This window comes from Lactococcus fujiensis JCM 16395 (genome assembly GCF_002441655.1).
Lineage (GTDB): Bacteria > Bacillota > Bacilli > Lactobacillales > Streptococcaceae > Lactococcus > Lactococcus fujiensis.
In genome coordinates, this window is the sequence record NZ_JXJU01000001.1 from 235,788 (window position 1) to 252,415 (window position 16,628).

General features: G+C 38.8%; 13 protein-coding genes and 1 riboswitch. Of the genes, 12 read left to right on the forward strand and 1 reads right to left on the reverse strand.

Annotation, left to right across the window (positions count from 1 at the left end; translation table 11 throughout):
* The first annotated feature begins 146 nt into the window (after positions 1-146).
* The 4 genes from RT41_RS10600 (at position 147) to RT41_RS01140 (ending at position 4,196) form a co-directional block, all read left to right on the forward strand.
* Entirely contained in the window at positions 147-698 is a 552-nt protein-coding gene (locus tag RT41_RS10600; protein WP_054638961.1) for a hypothetical protein, read from the forward strand.
* A gap of 95 nt (positions 699-793) precedes the next feature.
* Positions 794-1,876 (forward strand): DUF916 domain-containing protein, encoded by a 1,083-nt coding sequence (locus RT41_RS01130; RefSeq protein WP_096816912.1) that lies wholly within the window; start codon positions 794-796, stop codon positions 1,874-1,876.
* Complete coding sequence (locus tag RT41_RS01135; RefSeq protein WP_096816913.1) at positions 1,873-3,741, forward strand: hypothetical protein; 1,869 nt, start codon at positions 1,873-1,875, stop codon at positions 3,739-3,741. The genes RT41_RS01130 and RT41_RS01135 overlap by 4 nt, the downstream gene beginning before the upstream one ends.
* Positions 3,742-3,833: 92 nt before the next feature.
* Positions 3,834-4,196: an arsenate reductase family protein gene (locus tag RT41_RS01140; RefSeq protein ID WP_096816914.1), complete on the forward strand. Its 363-nt coding sequence runs from the start codon at positions 3,834-3,836 to the stop codon at positions 4,194-4,196.
* 23 nt (positions 4,197-4,219) lie between these two features.
* Here the strand turns inward: RT41_RS01140 and RT41_RS01145 are convergent, their stop codons facing one another.
* The gene (locus RT41_RS01145; RefSeq protein ID WP_054638955.1) at positions 4,220-5,080 is read right to left on the reverse strand and encodes an exodeoxyribonuclease III; all 861 of its coding nucleotides are present in this window, start codon (positions 5,078-5,080) and stop codon (positions 4,220-4,222) included.
* A gap of 182 nt (positions 5,081-5,262) precedes the next feature.
* On the opposite strand from RT41_RS01145, the gene RT41_RS01150 reads away from it, so the two are divergent.
* The 8 genes from RT41_RS01150 to RT41_RS01185 all read left to right on the forward strand — a co-directional run bounded on the left by RT41_RS01150 (position 5,263) and on the right by RT41_RS01185 (position 16,551).
* Entirely contained in the window at positions 5,263-5,610 is a 348-nt protein-coding gene (locus tag RT41_RS01150; protein ID WP_054639080.1) for a PadR family transcriptional regulator, read from the forward strand.
* On the forward strand, positions 5,595-6,764 hold the full coding sequence (locus RT41_RS01155) for a DUF4097 family beta strand repeat-containing protein (protein ID WP_096816915.1): 1,170 nt from the start codon (positions 5,595-5,597) through the stop codon (positions 6,762-6,764). Before RT41_RS01150 ends, RT41_RS01155 begins: the two co-directional genes overlap by 16 nt.
* A gap of 102 nt (positions 6,765-6,866) precedes the next feature.
* Positions 6,867-8,849, forward strand: a complete 1,983-nt coding sequence (metG, locus tag RT41_RS01160; RefSeq protein ID WP_096816916.1) for a methionine--tRNA ligase — start codon at positions 6,867-6,869, stop codon at positions 8,847-8,849.
* Between the two features lie 60 nt (positions 8,850-8,909).
* Positions 8,910-9,021: riboswitch (PreQ1 riboswitch) on the forward strand.
* Positions 9,019-9,549, forward strand: a complete 531-nt coding sequence (locus tag RT41_RS01165; protein ID WP_054638953.1) for a QueT transporter family protein — start codon at positions 9,019-9,021, stop codon at positions 9,547-9,549. Its footprint overlaps the riboswitch before it by 3 nt.
* A gap of 136 nt (positions 9,550-9,685) precedes the next feature.
* On the forward strand, positions 9,686-10,381 hold the full coding sequence (gene rnc / locus RT41_RS01170; protein ID WP_096816917.1) for a ribonuclease III: 696 nt from the start codon (positions 9,686-9,688) through the stop codon (positions 10,379-10,381).
* Positions 10,371-13,889, forward strand: coding sequence for a chromosome segregation protein SMC (gene smc / locus RT41_RS01175; protein WP_096816918.1), 3,519 nt, complete (start codon positions 10,371-10,373; stop codon positions 13,887-13,889). Before rnc ends, smc begins: the two co-directional genes overlap by 11 nt.
* A gap of 87 nt (positions 13,890-13,976) precedes the next feature.
* Complete coding sequence (locus RT41_RS01180) at positions 13,977-16,169, forward strand: LTA synthase family protein (protein ID WP_425435541.1); 2,193 nt, start codon at positions 13,977-13,979, stop codon at positions 16,167-16,169.
* Position 16,170: 1 nt separating this feature from the next.
* Positions 16,171-16,551: an EbsA family protein gene (locus RT41_RS01185; protein ID WP_096816919.1), complete on the forward strand. Its 381-nt coding sequence runs from the start codon at positions 16,171-16,173 to the stop codon at positions 16,549-16,551.
* Positions 16,552-16,628: the final 77 nt, after the last annotated feature.

Here is a 16,628-nt window from a genome sequence, read left to right on the forward strand (position 1 = left end):
AATTTATCCCCGTGATGGGCTAAGTATAAGGAAAGGAGGCGGTAAAATGTATAAGTAACACAGTATCATCTGGTCGAATAATTGGTCAGAACAATTTAAAAGTTGACGTCAAAAACTTTAATCACATTAGAAAAAAGGAATACAACATGAAAAAAACATCTCTACTAATCACTTCATTAGCTTTATTATTTGGGCTTATCCCCATCGTCGCGAACGCAGATACGGTATCGGGAACAACAGGATCAGGAACAGCAACAATCACATTGACGCCAGGAACTTTGCAATTTATTTCAGTTCCTGACTTCACTTTCGGAAGCCAGGCTGTCGGTGTCACAAGTGTCACATCGACAGCTCTTGCAACAGGTGCACTCACGGTCGGAGATTACAGTGGTGGTATAACAGGTTATAACGTGACCGCTCAAATGACACAGGGATTTACTAATGGCACTTCAACATTAGTTACGCCAAACTTTACAGTTTCCTTAGGGAATAGTGAAGACGGAGCATTGACAGGCATTTCGGGAAACATCGCAACGACTTCAACTAAAATCGCCTCAGGAGCTGCAAATACATCTGCTGGGCAAGAAGCAACAATCGGAGGGGATGCTCAACTTACTATTACAAATGCCTCGGGTACGATGTACACACAAGGCAACTATTCGGCAACGATTGATTATACGCTTGGCGTAGGAATCTAATCCATTCCAGCTAGTTCGACAGCTTTGCCACTAGCTGGTTTTTTATCAAACAATGAACGAATTTATCAAATGTGACATATGAAAGGAAAAAAACGATGTTCAAAAAATTATATAAAACCTTCTTAATAATGATGCTCATTTTGACATCGCTGATTCCTGTGGCTTCGGTCATGGCAGACACGGCATCAGACAATCAGCCTAATTTTTCTGTAAGTATTGTCAAAAATCCACATCAGATAGGCAAACTCGGCTATTTTGACTTATCAGGCCTTGCACCAGGCCAGTCAACAACATTAGAGCTGATCGTCGGAAATCTTGGCTCTGACAGCATCACATTTGACGTTTCAGCCAATAATGCTGCGACAAATAGTAATTTGATTATTGATTACTCAGGTACTCTGGTGGCAGAGCAAAAACTGACCGGTATTCACTTTGCTGATCTGGCAAAAGTCGTTCATCCTACAATTACGCTTGCAGCACATTCACAAACGACAGTGCAAGTGGTGGTCACAATGCCTCCTGTCAAATTTGACGGCCAGATTGTTGGAGGAATTTATCTGAAAAAGCATGAGACTACTGCTCAACAAAATAGTTCGGGTATTAAAAACACTTTTAGTTATGTGAATTCAGTCATTCTCCGTCAGGGTAATCAAAAACTGGTGGCTGCCCCTAAACTTTCATCGGCTAGTTATGCTGTGAAAGACACTCTTCCCTACGTGATAGGGCATGTGAAAAATGAGATTCAGGCCTATGCCAATGAGGCTAAAGTGACACATCGGATCTTGGACAGCGAAGGTAAGGTCATCAAATCTATGACCGAGACACTGCGCGCTTTTGCACCAAAGAGTGAGACTGATACCAGTTTGACACTAGACCATTTGCTGGCTCCAGGCAAGTATTACTATGTGATGAAAGTTGTTGCACATGGCACAACGACAGAGAGTAAGCAGCCGTTTATGGTCAATGCGACGGATGCAGCGGTGGCTGGTGTTTCGATGATTAATTCGATGCTCTGGTTAATCATCAGCTTAATCCTTTTATTTCTCCTCATTATCCTCTTTTTGCTCTGGTTCTTACTCTGGAAAAGACGTAAAAAAGAAGATGAAGATGAAGATGAAGATGAAGATGGTACCGTGCGGGCAGATCACGAGAGCCATCCAAGGAGGAAGAAAAAATGAAAAAATTCTTCTCTATTTTCGCCATACTATTTGGTTTTCTAATATTTATACATCAGAATGTTTATGCAGCGGTGACGACACAGGTCATTAACGGCGTGTCCTGGCAAGTGGTGCAAAATGGGAATGATCTTAATAGTGTTATCAGCAGTGCCACATCAGGCTCGACGTTAAATATCCTCGCTGCGAATAACATTACCGCCACTAACGGATGCTCGCTTCCTACCAATTTGACCCTGACGTTTGATTTGGGAGGTAATGCCCTTTACTTTGACAATGGCTTGAAGACCTACTATACATTGAGCAACGGAGATCATGTTACCCTTCAAAATGAAAATCAAGTCGCCACGGGGACGACGAATAGCTTTACGGGAACAAATGCAGCAGGGACAGCACAAAGTACAATTTACTACGCGAGTGCTGGGATTTTTGGAACATCCGGAAGTACTCCGACTGGTGCTAGCTTGACCTATAAAAATGTGGTGCAGGATTTAAGAACGATTACGAGTTGGGCAAATGCAGGAATGGCATTTTCGACAATGGGTATGCAGGTTCAATTTTCTGGGCAAAATCTTCTCTATTACAACTATGATTCGGCCTATTACCTTGACTTTATGCAAGGCAATGGTTTTATTGTCTTAGATGGCAAAACGCAGATTTTAGGTGGTGACAAGAGCTTTAACTCCAGTCTGGTCAATGCGACTCAAAGTGGCTCCACCAATGCTACCGGCGGAATTGACGTTGCGGTCGGCGCCGAGCTAGATATTAACTGGTCGTCCACGAATCAGAAGGGCTACTTTTATATCTCAAATGGAAAGCCTGGCACGACAGCTGTGACGGACTTTCATATCCGCAACAATGGCACGCTTAACATGACACTTTCTGGTGCAACGAGTAATACGACGTCCATATTTGGAGCGAACACCATTTCAGGACCCATCACATATGCCTTTGGTCCAAATTCAAACACGATGATTACAGCATCAGGCTTATTCAACATGAGCGCCACTTCGGGTTCTTTTACAACGTCCGTCGGATCGGATGCAAACTTTACCTACAATGCAGGTGCCAGTACAATATTTACAGGTACGCTTGGTTCATCTGATAAATTCACAATCAATTCGGCAAATAATGTTCGTTTTAATACTACGCTCTCAACTTCTACCTCAATCTTTGGAACAGATTCAACGATTATGCCAATTAACTTGCAGTTAGATCCGAGTGATGTTTTTGGTACGGGGTTTAGTATCAATGGATATAATTCATCAGGTACGTCAGTTTTAAGTGCTACCACAACCACAGGGGCTTATAATGTATTAGGAACTTTCCATTCAAGTTTATCTGATTTGTCTAAATTAACAGGAAATAAGGTACCTACAAGTACGGAAATAACAACTTACCAATCCGCAGCACAGTTAGAATTTGTGAAAATGAATGCTGAATTGGCATTTAATCAAATTCCGACTGATAGTTCTATGATTTTTAATTCAGTTATCCAAGGCTCGCTAGCCAATGGTATTATTCCACGGGTTGCGGGAACGGCCTCAAATATGTCATTCGGAATCACAGATACATATGGGAGTCCAAGTTTTAGTGTCCAAGCAACAGTCACTAATTCGACTTTACCAAGCACGATGAGTTTTGTTTGGGGGAGTGTCAGCACACCAACAACAAATTTAACTTTGGGAACGAGCGCATCAACCATTTTCAACTCAAACTCAAGTGGTGTCAGTTCTGATGGTGCAGGAAATTTCGCTTTAACTTTTGCTAATAATTCAGGCTTATTGATTCAAAGCAACAGTTCAAGAGTCTCTCCAGGGACTTATACTGCACAAATTAATTGGACTTTGGTGTCGGGAATCCAATAAAAATTGTCAGTGATGAAGTCGGATATTTGTTCTCATATGTTATAATATAAGAAATCCTTAATAGATATATAACTAAATGATGAGGAGCAAACATGTATACGTTTTATTGGTATCCTAAATGTTCAACTTGTAAAAAAGCAAAAGCAATTTTAGACCAGAGAAAAATTGCTTATGAGGCTATCGACATTAAAACTGAACCGCCTCAAGCAAAACAATTCGAGCAGTGGTTTAAGCAGGGGACTTTCCCTGAGAAGAAGTTTTTTAATACAAGTGGTCTCGTTTATCGCGCATTGAATTTGAAAGACAAATTTGATAATTTGTCTAGTTCGGAACGTGCCGCATTATTGTCATCAGATGGAATGTTGATTAAAAGGCCACTGATTATTAAAGATAATCAAATTGTGGCAGTTGGTTTCGATGAAGAGTTTTATCGGAATGAGTTAGCGAAAAAATAAAAAATGAGCCTTTGCTCATTTTTTTATAATTCAAATTCTAATAAAATGGGGACATGGTCCAAACGTTCACCAGAATCCATTGGCTCTGATATTAATACTTGATCAGCGACGCGATTTGAAACGAGCCAATAATCAATTCTCCAGCCCGAATTATTTATCTTCGATGTCTTAGCCCGTTGAGCGAACCAGGTGTATATTGATTGACCTGATGGAAAGACTTTTTCGATGTTTCCATGTAATTTGCGGAAACTATCAGTAAATCCAGCAGCCAGTAATTCACCGAATTTAGCACGTTCTTGGTCGGTAAATCCTGCAGATTGGCGATTTCCTTTTGGATTTGCCAAATCAATCTCGGTGTAGGCAGCATTGAAGTCACCACAGGCAAAAACAGGTTTTTGAGCGTCGAGGCTTCGTAAATAGGTTCGATATTGATCATCCCAATTTCCACGTAAATCAAGTCGTGTCAACCCTTCTTGAGCATTTGGTGTATAAACAGTCGTTACGAAAAAGTTGGGAAATTCTAGCGTAATCATTCGTCCTTCAGAATCCATCGGTTCTGGTGCGTTAATTTCGGGGAAGGTCACGATGGGATCACCAAGACTCCGTTTGTAAATAACCATGGTACCAGCGTAACCTTTACGAGCAGGAGCAACACTATTGCGATGAATAATGGCATATTCGGGGAATTTTGTTGCAATAATATCAAATAATTTGGCAATTTTTTTTGCATCTTCAGATAATTTTGTTTCTTGAATTGCCAATACATCAGGGGCTTCAGAAGCAATTTTGTCGAATACAGCCATCGATAACGTCGCACGTTCACTCGTCCCAGTCAGTGCCGCATTGAGTGAATCAATATTCCATGAGATAAATTTGTATTTCATTAAAATTTCCTTTGCTTTATTTCCGTGATAATTACATTATAACACAAGAAAATTAAGCTTGAGTTCGTCAAATTTCAAAAACAAATATATTTAACACATTACCTTGACAAGCATAGTAATTTAGATTATAATATACTCAAATAGAAAGAAGGTCAAAATTGGCAGAGGAAATATCAAAAGATATGATTCGTGGACACATGGATGCGGTTATTCTCAACATCTTGTCACAAGCCGACAGCTACGGCTATGAGGTGTCCAAAACCGTCAAAAAGCTCAGTGAAAATCAATACGAAATCAATGAAGCAACGCTTTACACCGTTTTTCGTCGGTTGGAAAAATCTGGGCATATTGAGTCTTACTGGGGCGACGAAAGTCAAGGTGGGCGCAGAAAATATTACAAAATCACTGCTACTGGTTTGGAGAAACTAGCAAACGCACGTGATTCCTGGCAATTCGCTCAGAAAATCATCACGAAATTAATCATGGGCACCATCGAAAATAAAGGAGACGATTCATGGAAGATTTACTGAAAAATAAACTGAATTCCGTTTTCAGCGACTATCAACTAACTACGGAAACAAAGGATTTGTACGACGAAGTGCTCTCAAATCTTAGAGCCGCTGCGAAAGATTTGAAAGCCGATGGGAAATCAGACGTCGATGCCGCTATTCAAGCATTTTCAGAAATTGGCGACTTGACCGAGGTGCTCAACGAAATCACGAACAAGACGCTTGTTTACAGCAAAAATAACATTTCAATCTACAACGAAAACCAGCTGAAACTCGCCAATGATCAGACTTTTAATCCCACAGAAATCGAGTCAATCAAGCTAAGCTATAGCTCCGACAACGTCGAAATTCTCGCATCGTCTGACGGAAAAATCCATTTGTATGAATACATGAATTCGGAAAATCCTGATTTCTTTGCGCAGATTCAAAAAACAGGCGGGCATTTGAGCATTCAAGCAGGCGTGCGCCCACGTTTGTTCGGGGTTTTTGTTCCTTTTCGTACGAAGATTATTTTGGCGCTTCCAGTGAATTTTACCGGCGACCTAGATGTTGACAATCGCTCTGGAAATATGAATGTTCAGGAAATTTCGCTAAGTTCGCTCATGATGAACGTTCGTTCTGGTAATTTCAAACTGGCAGATGTTGAAGTTCAGGACTTTTCTCTTGATTTGTCAAGTGGTAACGGCAAATTTGAAAATTTAACAACTGAAAAGCTTTATATTAACGCCAAAAGTGGCAATTTGAAAGGTGATAAAATGATTGCCGAAAACGTTCAAATTATTGCTGACAGTGGCAATTGCGTTTTTGAAAATGTGCATTTCATTGGGCTTGATTTGAAATTGAATAGTGGTAATATCAAGTTGCTGAACAGTTTTTCGATTGAGGCAAATTTAACCACCAATAGCGGAAATGTTGTCGCTGAAGTCGTTGGATTTAAAGCATTGAAAGCGAAATCTGATTCAGGAAACGTGAGAATCAGTGTCCCTCGTGATATGGTATTTGATTTTGATTTGAAATCAGGTTCTGGTAGCTCAGAAATTGCTTTGGACGGGGTTTCCTATGAAGTCAAAAAAGAAAAACGCAAGACTGGTAGTCGTCGCGGAAATGCGAGCAATCAAGCGATTCTCCGAGGCGAATCGGGATGCGGCAATGTCAGCGTGAAAGAAGTTTTGTGAAAAAATAATATGAATTGAGAACCACGTTTACAGCTCATTTCTGCTATAATTAAAATAGAATATTCTGGCGAGTTTCATTTGCTCGACCAAGGAGGTTAGAAATTGGCTGAAAACAAAACATTTTATATCACGACACCCATCTATTATCCCTCAGGAAAATTACATCTAGGTTCCACATACACAACGATTGCCTGTGACGTCTTAGCTCGTTACAAGCGATTGATGGGCTTTGATACCTATTATTTGACAGGACTTGATGAACATGGTCAAAAGATTCAACAACGTGCAGAAGCAGCTGGTATGGAACCTAAGGCTTATCTTGATCCAATGGCGGAAGATGTAAAAAAACTCTGGAAAACATTAGATATTTCTTATGATAAATTTATCAGAACCACAGATTCTTATCATGAAGAAGCTGTTCAGAAAATATTTGAAAAACTTTTGGCTCAGGATGATATTTATTTAGGGAAATATTCGGGCTGGTATTCGGTTTCTGATGAGGAATTCTTTACGGAAAGTCAACTTGCTGAAGTTTATCGTGATAGTGACGGAAATGTAATTGGGGGGATGGCGCCTTCTGGACACGAAGTTGAAAAGGTTGAAGAAGAATCATACTTTTTCCGCATGGGCAAATACGCCGATTGGCTGTTGAATTATTACGAGGAACACCCCGACTTTATTCAACCTGAAATTCGTAAAAATGAGATGATTAATACTTTCATTAAGCCGGGTCTGGAAGATTTGGCCGTTTCACGGACAACATTTACTTGGGGAATCCCAATTCCATCAAATCCAAAACATGTGATTTATGTTTGGCTCGATGCACTGTTCAACTATGTGACAGCACTTGGTTATGGTTCAGATGATGACTCAATGTATAAGAAATTCTGGCCTGGTGTAAATATGGTTGGGAAAGATATTTTGCGATTCCATACGATTTACTGGCCAATTTTCCTTCATGCACTTGGCATGGAACCTCCAAAACAAGTCTTTGGACATGGCTGGTATCAAGTCAATGGACGTAAGATGTCTAAATCGTTCCATAATGTTATTTATGCTGAGCCTTTGGTGGAACGTTATGGTCTAGATCCTTATCGCTATTACATTTTACGCGCGATGCCTTTTGGAAATGATGGAAATTTCACTGCGGAAAGTTATATAGACCGTATAAATTTTGACTTGGCTAACGACCTTGGTAATCTTTTGAACCGTACGGTTGCAATGATTAACAAATATAATAATGGAAAAATTGAGAATACAGGTGTGCCGACGGAATTTGATGCTGAACTTTCGGATGTGCTTGTTGAATCGATAAGCAATTACCACAGGGCGATGGATAAGTTCGAATTTTCAGTAGCCCTGTCTGAAGTTTGGACAATTATTTCTAGGACGAATAAATATATTGATGAAACTGCGCCTTGGATTTTAGCTAAATCTGATGCTGATCAAGCTAAACTGAACAATGTTTTATATCATTTGGCTGAAAATCTCCGTATTGTATCAAGCCTGTTACAACCTTATATGCACGCGACCTCTGAAAAAATCTTTGCTCAACTCGGTTTGACCGAAACCAAATTTGATCTTGAAACTTTGACTTCTGGTTATGAGTTCAAAAATAATGTAGTGGCAAAAGGTGACCCTATTTTCCCTCGTCTGGATCGAGAATTTGAAATTGCTGTCATAAATGATGAAATGCTCGGCGGTTCGGAAAAAGGAGCAGAAAAAGAAGAAAAAGAACTCGTTCTGAACAAAAAACAAATCGAATTTGATGATTTTGACAAAATTGAAATTCGTGTGGCTGAAGTTGTCGCAGTTGAACGAGTTGAAGGATCTGATAAACTTTTAAAATTTGAACTAGAGGCTGGTGATAAGGGGACGCGAACGATTCTTTCAGGAATTGCGAAATTCTACCCCAACGAGCAAGAATTAGTAGGCAAAAAGTTGCAAATTGTTGCCAATTTAAAACCACGCAAAATGATGAAAAAATATGTTTCAGAAGGAATGATTTTGTCAGCAGAATTTGATGGAAAATTAACAGTACTCACCGTCGATTCGTCAGTACCGAATGGTTCAATCATTGGCTAATGTTTAGATAATTATAGGAAAGAGTTTGAAATGCGTTCAGGCTTTTTCTTTTTTCTTTTTTTTGGTAAAATAGATTTCGTCGTTAAGAAAATTGAACTTGATGACCCTCAGGACTTTTTACCTTTGCCTGAGCATACTACAGTCGCTGACAGGCGATAAAGGAGCATTGATGAATTCAACTCGTTCAGCAGGACATTTTTCTGTAACTGATCTTGCAAAAATTGGCCTTGTAGCCGCTATTTATGTCGTTTTGACAGTACTACCTCCATTAAATAATTTATCCTATGGACCCATTCAATTTCGACTTTCCGAAATCTTGAATTTCTTACCTTTTTATCATAAAAGGTATATTTGGGGAGTTACACTAGGCTGTTTTATTTCAAATTTGTTTAGCTCAAATGTCGCCATTGTGGACATGATCGTTGGTACTGCACAAACCTTAATTTGTTTACTTATTGGGGTTTGGTTATTTGACCGTTTCAAAAAAACTTATTTTGGTCCGTTTAATAAAGCATTTGTCTATTTCGCTTTATTTGACTCTATTGTAGGAATGGCTGCAATCGCTGCCGAATTAATGCTTGTTTATAAGTCTCCATTTTTGATGATGTGGGGCACAGTAGCAGCGGGGGAATTTGTCGTCTTAATTGTTGGAGCTTTACTTATTGATCAACTAGGAAAAAGAATTGATTTAACAAAATAAACAGCGAATGCTGTTTTTTTTATTCGTCCCTTTTTCCTTCAAGGGATATGAAGGACTTAGATTTACAAACCGTTTACAGATTTTTAAGGCAAATTTTGATATAATAAAAGGGAATTTTATTATTTGGAGGTAAACTATGAATAAACTTCAAGAAAAGTTAAAATCAGAGTTTGGAATCACGTTTAATGATGACAAAGTACTTGAAGTCGCATTTACACATTCTTCTTACACAAATGAAGAACGGCTCCCAAAGGTTGCAAACAATGAACGTTTGGAATTTTTGGGAGACGTGGCTTTATCGCTCGTTGTTTCTGATTATTTATACCGCACCTATCCTGATGCTCTTGAAGGTGAGCTTTCAAAAATGCGTTCGAGCATTGTTCGAACGGAATCTTTAGCAAATTTTTCGCGTCGCTGTGGTTTTGGTGCCTTTTTGAAATTAGGTCACGGTGAAGAGAAAACTGGTGGGCGAAATCGTGAAACGACTTTAGAGAATTTATTTGAAGCATTTCTGGGCGCTTTATTCCTCGATCAAGGGATGGAGGAAGTCCGTAAATTTATTTATCGCGTGGTTATTCCGCACGTTAAAGCAGACGATTATGTTAAGGTCATTGATTACAAAACAGAGTTGCAAGAAATTTTACAAGTAGGTGGCGAAACGACTATTACCTATAAAATTCTGGAAGAATCAGGGCCAGCTCATGCACGTAAATTTGTCGCTGCAGTACTCAATAATGGGGTCCAATTAGGTACAGGAGAAGGAAAATCGAAGAAATTTGCTGAACAAAAAGCAGCAGAAAACGCGATTAAAGGTCAGATTCATGTATCTTAAGAAAATGGAAATTGTCGGTTTCAAATCATTTGCTGACCGCACAAAAATTGAATTTGACCAAGGTGTGACAGCTGTAGTCGGTCCAAATGGCTCTGGTAAATCAAATATTGTTGAATCGCTTCGCTGGGTTCTTGGTGAACAATCTGCCAAGGCCTTACGTGGCGGGAAAATGCCAGATGTTATTTTTTCTGGTACCGAAAAACGGCGTGCGATGAACTTTGCGGAAGTGACAGCATATTTTGACAACTCAGACCATTATTTAGCTGGTCACGATGACGAAGATGAAGTGATCATTAGTCGACGATTATATCGTAACGGTGATTCTGAATTTATGCTAAATGGCAAAAAATGTCGCTTGCGAGATCTCCATGAATTATTCTTGGATACAGGTTTAGGTCGTGATTCGCTTTCTATTATTTCACAAGGGCGTATTGAGTCCGTCTTTAATTCAAAACCAGAAGAACGCCGTGCCATTTTTGAAGAGGCTGCAGGAGTTTTGAAGTACAAAAGCCGTCGAAATGAAACGGAATCAAAACTGAAATCTACACAAGATAACATGGATCGGTTGGAAGATATAATTTACGAGCTTAATGGACAATTAATTCCCTTGCAAGCTCAAAAAGATGTTGCCTTGCGCTTTAAAGCGCTTGATGGTGAACGTTATGATCTGGCACTTGCTGTCCTAGTGGCTCAGTTAAATGCTGAAAAAGAAAAATTTGAATCGACAAAAGCATCATTGATGACAAGTGTTGAAGCGCTTGAGGAATTATCTAGTCAACAGAAAGCATATGATGCTGAATTGGCTAATCTCCGTCATCGAAAGCAAGAAACGGAAGAGGCGCTAGAAAATAGCCGTTCAGAGTCTCTGACATTGACAGAACTAAAATCAGATTTGACACGCAAAATTGAGCTGTATGACATACAGAAAAATTCATCTGAACAGTCAGCAAAAGAACGCGAAGATCGATTGTTTGAACTCAATGAAAAATTGTCAGCACTGACGCAACAACAAATTGATGCTCAAGAAAAAAATGAGTTGCTTAATACAAATAAAGAGCAAATTGAAACGGCGTTGACAAAACTTAAGACAGAATTCTCTGCACTTTCAGAATCACCTGAGGTCGTCATGGAGCGCTTGCGTGAAGAATTTGTTCAATTGGTTAGTCAAGAGGCTCGCTACTCAAATGATCGTACCAAAAATCAAGCCGAAATTGATAATTTGCTTGAAAAAATGGCTGAGCGAGATGAATCCACCAAAGAAAATGCTCAAAAATTAAGCCGAATCTCCGCGGAATTGAATCAGGTGAAGAATGACTACGAAAAAATCAAGTCTGAATTAGAACAACTCGTGTCCTCATTTAACCAACAGGCGTTGAAAGAGAAGGAGTTTGCTGAGCAAGAACGTTTGGCTCAAAATAGGATGTATGACCAAATGGACCTCTTGAATAAAGAAAAAGCACGATTGGCAAGTTTAGAAAACATTCGAGAAAGCCATTCAAATCTATTTCAAGGTGTTCGTGGAGTCATGCAAAACCAGAATCAATTGGGGGGAATTATTGGTGTTGTTGCGGATTTATTGACCTTTGACACAAAATACACGACGGCAATTGATATTGCTTTAGGTGGTGGTAGTCAAAATATCGTAACCGAAGATGAAAATGCAGCAAAACGTGCAATTGCTTTCTTGCGTGAACGTCGTTTAGGACGTGCTACTTTTCTTCCACTGACAACGATAAAAGGACGTGATTTTGCAGCATATCATCGTATTTCGTCAATGACAGGTTTTATTGACACAGCCATCAATTTAGTATCTTATGACCAACGATTGCAAAAGGCCATGTCAAGCCTTTTAGGCTCAACCGTCATTGTAGACAATGCTGAAAATGCAACACAAATTGCAAGAAATTTGAATTATTCTGTCCGAATTGTTACACTTGATGGGACACAGATTAATCCTGGCGGATCTTATTCGGGAGGAGCTGGAAAACGAAATTCTACAACGTTTACGCAAGCCGAAATCGAAAATTTGCAACAGGTGATTAAAAAAGCTGAATCTGAACTAAAAATTTCAGAAAAAGAGGTTCAAAAAATTCAGACCGAAAAGGCTGAATTAACTCGCCAAATTGCTGAACTACGCGAGCAAGGTGAGGACAAACGATTTGACGAGAAGTCATTGATTTTGAAAATTGAACAGCTTAAAGAAAGTAAATCAGACTTATCAGCTTTGTCAGCACTGACAGAATCGTCCAAGACACAAGACCAATTGAATCATTTGCAGAGCTCAAATGTATCCTTAAGTGAAAAATTAGCAACCTTAAACACACGTAAGACTGAGATTGAAAGCCAATTGGACGTGGTCAAATCGAGTTCGAAGGCTCAAAATGAGCACAAAGCAGAATTACAGAATCAATTGAATGAGTTACAGGTAAAATTCTCTGAAATATCAAGTGAAATACGTTTCGGACAGACGGAAGAAAAACGCTTGACGGCAGAGCTTGAAAATTTGCTGAATGAAAAGGAGCGCTTGGTTCAATTATTAGCCCCAGCAGTTGATTTTGATGATGTCAAACGTGATCAATATGCAACACAGTTGGCAGAAGTAACTCAAAAGTTGCAGGCCTTAAATATAAAAATGGTCAGCTTGAAATTTGAACGAGATGATTTGATTGCACAAATGGAAGAGTTGGAACAGCATAATCATGATTTTATTGAGCAAATCCATCAACTTAACATGCAAAAGACTCGTTCCGAATTACAATTGGAACAAAGTGAACAATTGCTTTATGAAAAGCAGAATCAACTGGTCTCAGATTATGAAATGTCTTATGACGAAGCTAGCCTAAAAGCCAGTCCTCTTGAAGATTTAGTCAGCTCTGAATTGGCTCTCAAACAATTAGAACGCCAAATTAGAGCACTCGGGCCAGTTAATTTGGATGCCATCGCCCAATTTGAAGAAGTCAATGAACGTTTTACTTTCCTTAACGACCAAAAGAACGATTTGCAAGAGGCTAAGACACTTTTATTATCTACGATTGATGACATGAATGATGAAGTTAAAGTGCGCTTTAAATCGACATTTGATGCAATCCGTGAATCATTTAAAACGACTTTTTCACAAATGTTTGTTGGTGGTCATGCAGATCTCGAATTAACTTCTGATAATTTGCTTGAAGCAGGAGTTGAGATTAATGTTCAGCCACCGGGTAAAAAACTTTCTTCACTCAATTTAATGAGTGGTGGTGAGAAAGCATTAACAGCACTGGCCTTAATTTTCGCAATTTTGCGCGTTCGTACCGTCCCATTTGTTGTTTTAGACGAAGTCGAAGCAGCACTGGATGAAACGAATGTTAAAAGATTTGGTGATTATATGAATCATTTTGATAAGAGCAACCAGTTTATCGTCGTGACACACCGTCGTGGCACAATGGCTGCAGCAGGTGCCATGTATGGTGTTACGATGGCTGATGCGGGTGTCTCTAAAATGATTTCAGTTCGTCTTGAAAATTAAGATTAAATTAAGAATATTTAATATACTAAGAAAGTGATTTATTCTCATTGTAGGAAGATCATTGTCGTATAAAAAATTAGAAAGGCTATTGAATTGAAAAAATTAGTTCAGTCCATAAATACGAGACTCGGAATAATTCTATTGTCTATCATTTTCATCTGGGCAAAAACCATATTAGCCTATTTTACTGAGTTTCAACAACTCCATTCAGCCAATGTTGCGGATTATATTTTGATGATTATCAATCCCATTGGATTTACCGCAATATTTTTGAGTTTAACACTCTTTATAAAAAGAAAGCAATTGTTCTACCTGACAATTCTCATTCTTGATTTAATTGGTTCGCTCTTAGTTTATGGGAATGTCCTTTATTTCCGAGAATTTCAAGACTTTTTATCAATCAATACCATTTCAGGTGGAGCTGGTATGATGGGACATGGTTTTGACTATGCCTCAATCCCTGTCCATCCAATGGATTTGATTTATTGGATAGATATTATTGTAATTTGCCTTCTCTTCGCGTTCAAAAAAATCAAATTGGACGACCGTTATCTTGGCCGACCAGTTGCCTTTAAATATTTTTCATTAGCAGTAATGATTTTTGGCTTGAATTTTTGGGCTGCTGATGCGACAGAACATCGTTTGGTTTCTCGTCAGGCACAATATGATGACACATATGTCGTTCGTTATTTAGGACTTGGACCTTGGTTGGCTACGAATGGTTGGTATACCCACGTCGCTAATCAAACGCGAGCTTTAGCATCAAAATCAGATTTTACCAAAGTTCAAAATTACATTAAACAGGATCGTTACCTCGCCCCAGATGTCAAGATGTTTGGCATAGCACAAAACCGCAATGTGATTGAGATTCACCTCGAATCATTCCAACAAGATTTAATTAATCTAAAAATTAATGGGCAAGAAGTGACGCCGTTTTTGAATTCGCTTTATAATAGTAAATCTGTATATTCATTTAGTAATTTCTTTAACCAGGTAGGGCAGGGAAAAACTTCTGATGCTGAAACGATGCTGGAAACATCAACATTTGGTTTGCCAACGGGTTCCCTCTTTACTCAGCTTGGTTCAACACAAACTTTCCAAGCAATGCCTGCTATTTTGAATGAAGAAAAAGGTTATTCTTCAGCCGTATTTCATGGAAATGTTGGATCATTTTACAATCGAACCAACGTATATCGAAACATGGGTTATCAAAATTTCTTCTCGCAATCTTTCTGGTCTGAAAACAGCCAGAACGCCACCGCTTGGGGAATCAAAGATAAGTACCTTTTTGCCGATTCAATTCCATATTTAGAGCAACTACAGGAACCGTTCTACACAAAATATTTGACCGTTACGAACCATATTCCTTATACGGGCTTGACTAAAGAAGAGGAAGATCCTAATTTTAAAACGACAGATACGGGCGATGCAGTAGTCGATCAATATTTTGTGACCGCACATTATCTTGATCAATCGGTAGAAGAATTTTTCAATTATTTGAAAGCATCGGGACTTTATCAAAAATCAGTCATTGTACTTTATGGCGACCATTATGGAATTTCTGGAAGTGATACTCAAGCATTTGCAACCGCATTGGGATATGATGCACAAAATTGGACTGACTATCAAAATACAATGATGCAACGTGTTCCATTTATGATTGACATCCCAGGTCGCACGGACGGACGCATAATTAATGAATATGCTGGTGAAATTGATGTCATGCCAACGCTCGAGCATTTACTTGGTGTCTCGACGAGTAATTATATTCAATTCGGTCAGGATCTGTTTAGTAAAAATCGGCAAAACTTTGTTGCCTTGCGAAACCGTGGCTTTGTTACGCCGACAATTATTAAGCCAAGTGGAACGTCAAAAGTATACTATGATACGAACACTGGGAATCCAATTGTATTGAATGCTCAGCAGCAATTGCAAGTTAATAGTATTCAAGAAAAAGTTGATACCATGTTGGATATGTCAGATACGTTAAACACAGAGGACTTACTTCGTTTTTACACACCAGCGGGCTTCACGCCTGTCCAATCTAACAAATATTCATACACGGTTAGTGAAACTAAAAAACGGTTGGCAGATGAACAGGATAGTTTGAATGCTCGTTCAACTTCCCTGTTGTCGCAACATGGTGGCCAGACTACTTTAGGACTCTTTAAAACTAATGATAAGAATTTGGAAACTGAGATTCAGGCCATGCTTAATAAAGCAACGACATTTGGCAGTGACCAGACAACAAAGGAATCGACAAAAATAAAGGAGAAGTAAAATGAAAGCTGGATATTTTCAACCTATAACAGCACCATATCGCATCGCTTGGATGTGGTGGGTCATTTTAGTCTCTTTCCAACAGGTGCTGTTTTTAGAGAATAATTTAACACTGAACTGGTTAACGACATCTCTGATTGTAGTAATCATTGTTTGTTTTTACTTTTTGGTTCGTCAGCGTCGCTTTTTCATTGTAGGGAATGAAATTCATTTTACACAGGATTTTCGTCTGACCACAACGATAATCAATATTGAGTATATCAATTCGATTAAGGTGACGCCCTTTACTGTTTCATTTGTGTATGTTGGTAAAGAATATCGCTTTTTCATGTTTGGACGTTCGAATGAGTTGATTAGATTACTTTTGGAAAATAAAAAATAATAAGAAAGAAAAAAGCTAGCAAGTCAGTTTGATTTTACTAGCTTTCGTTCTTATTAGATAATAAATTAGGAATATTA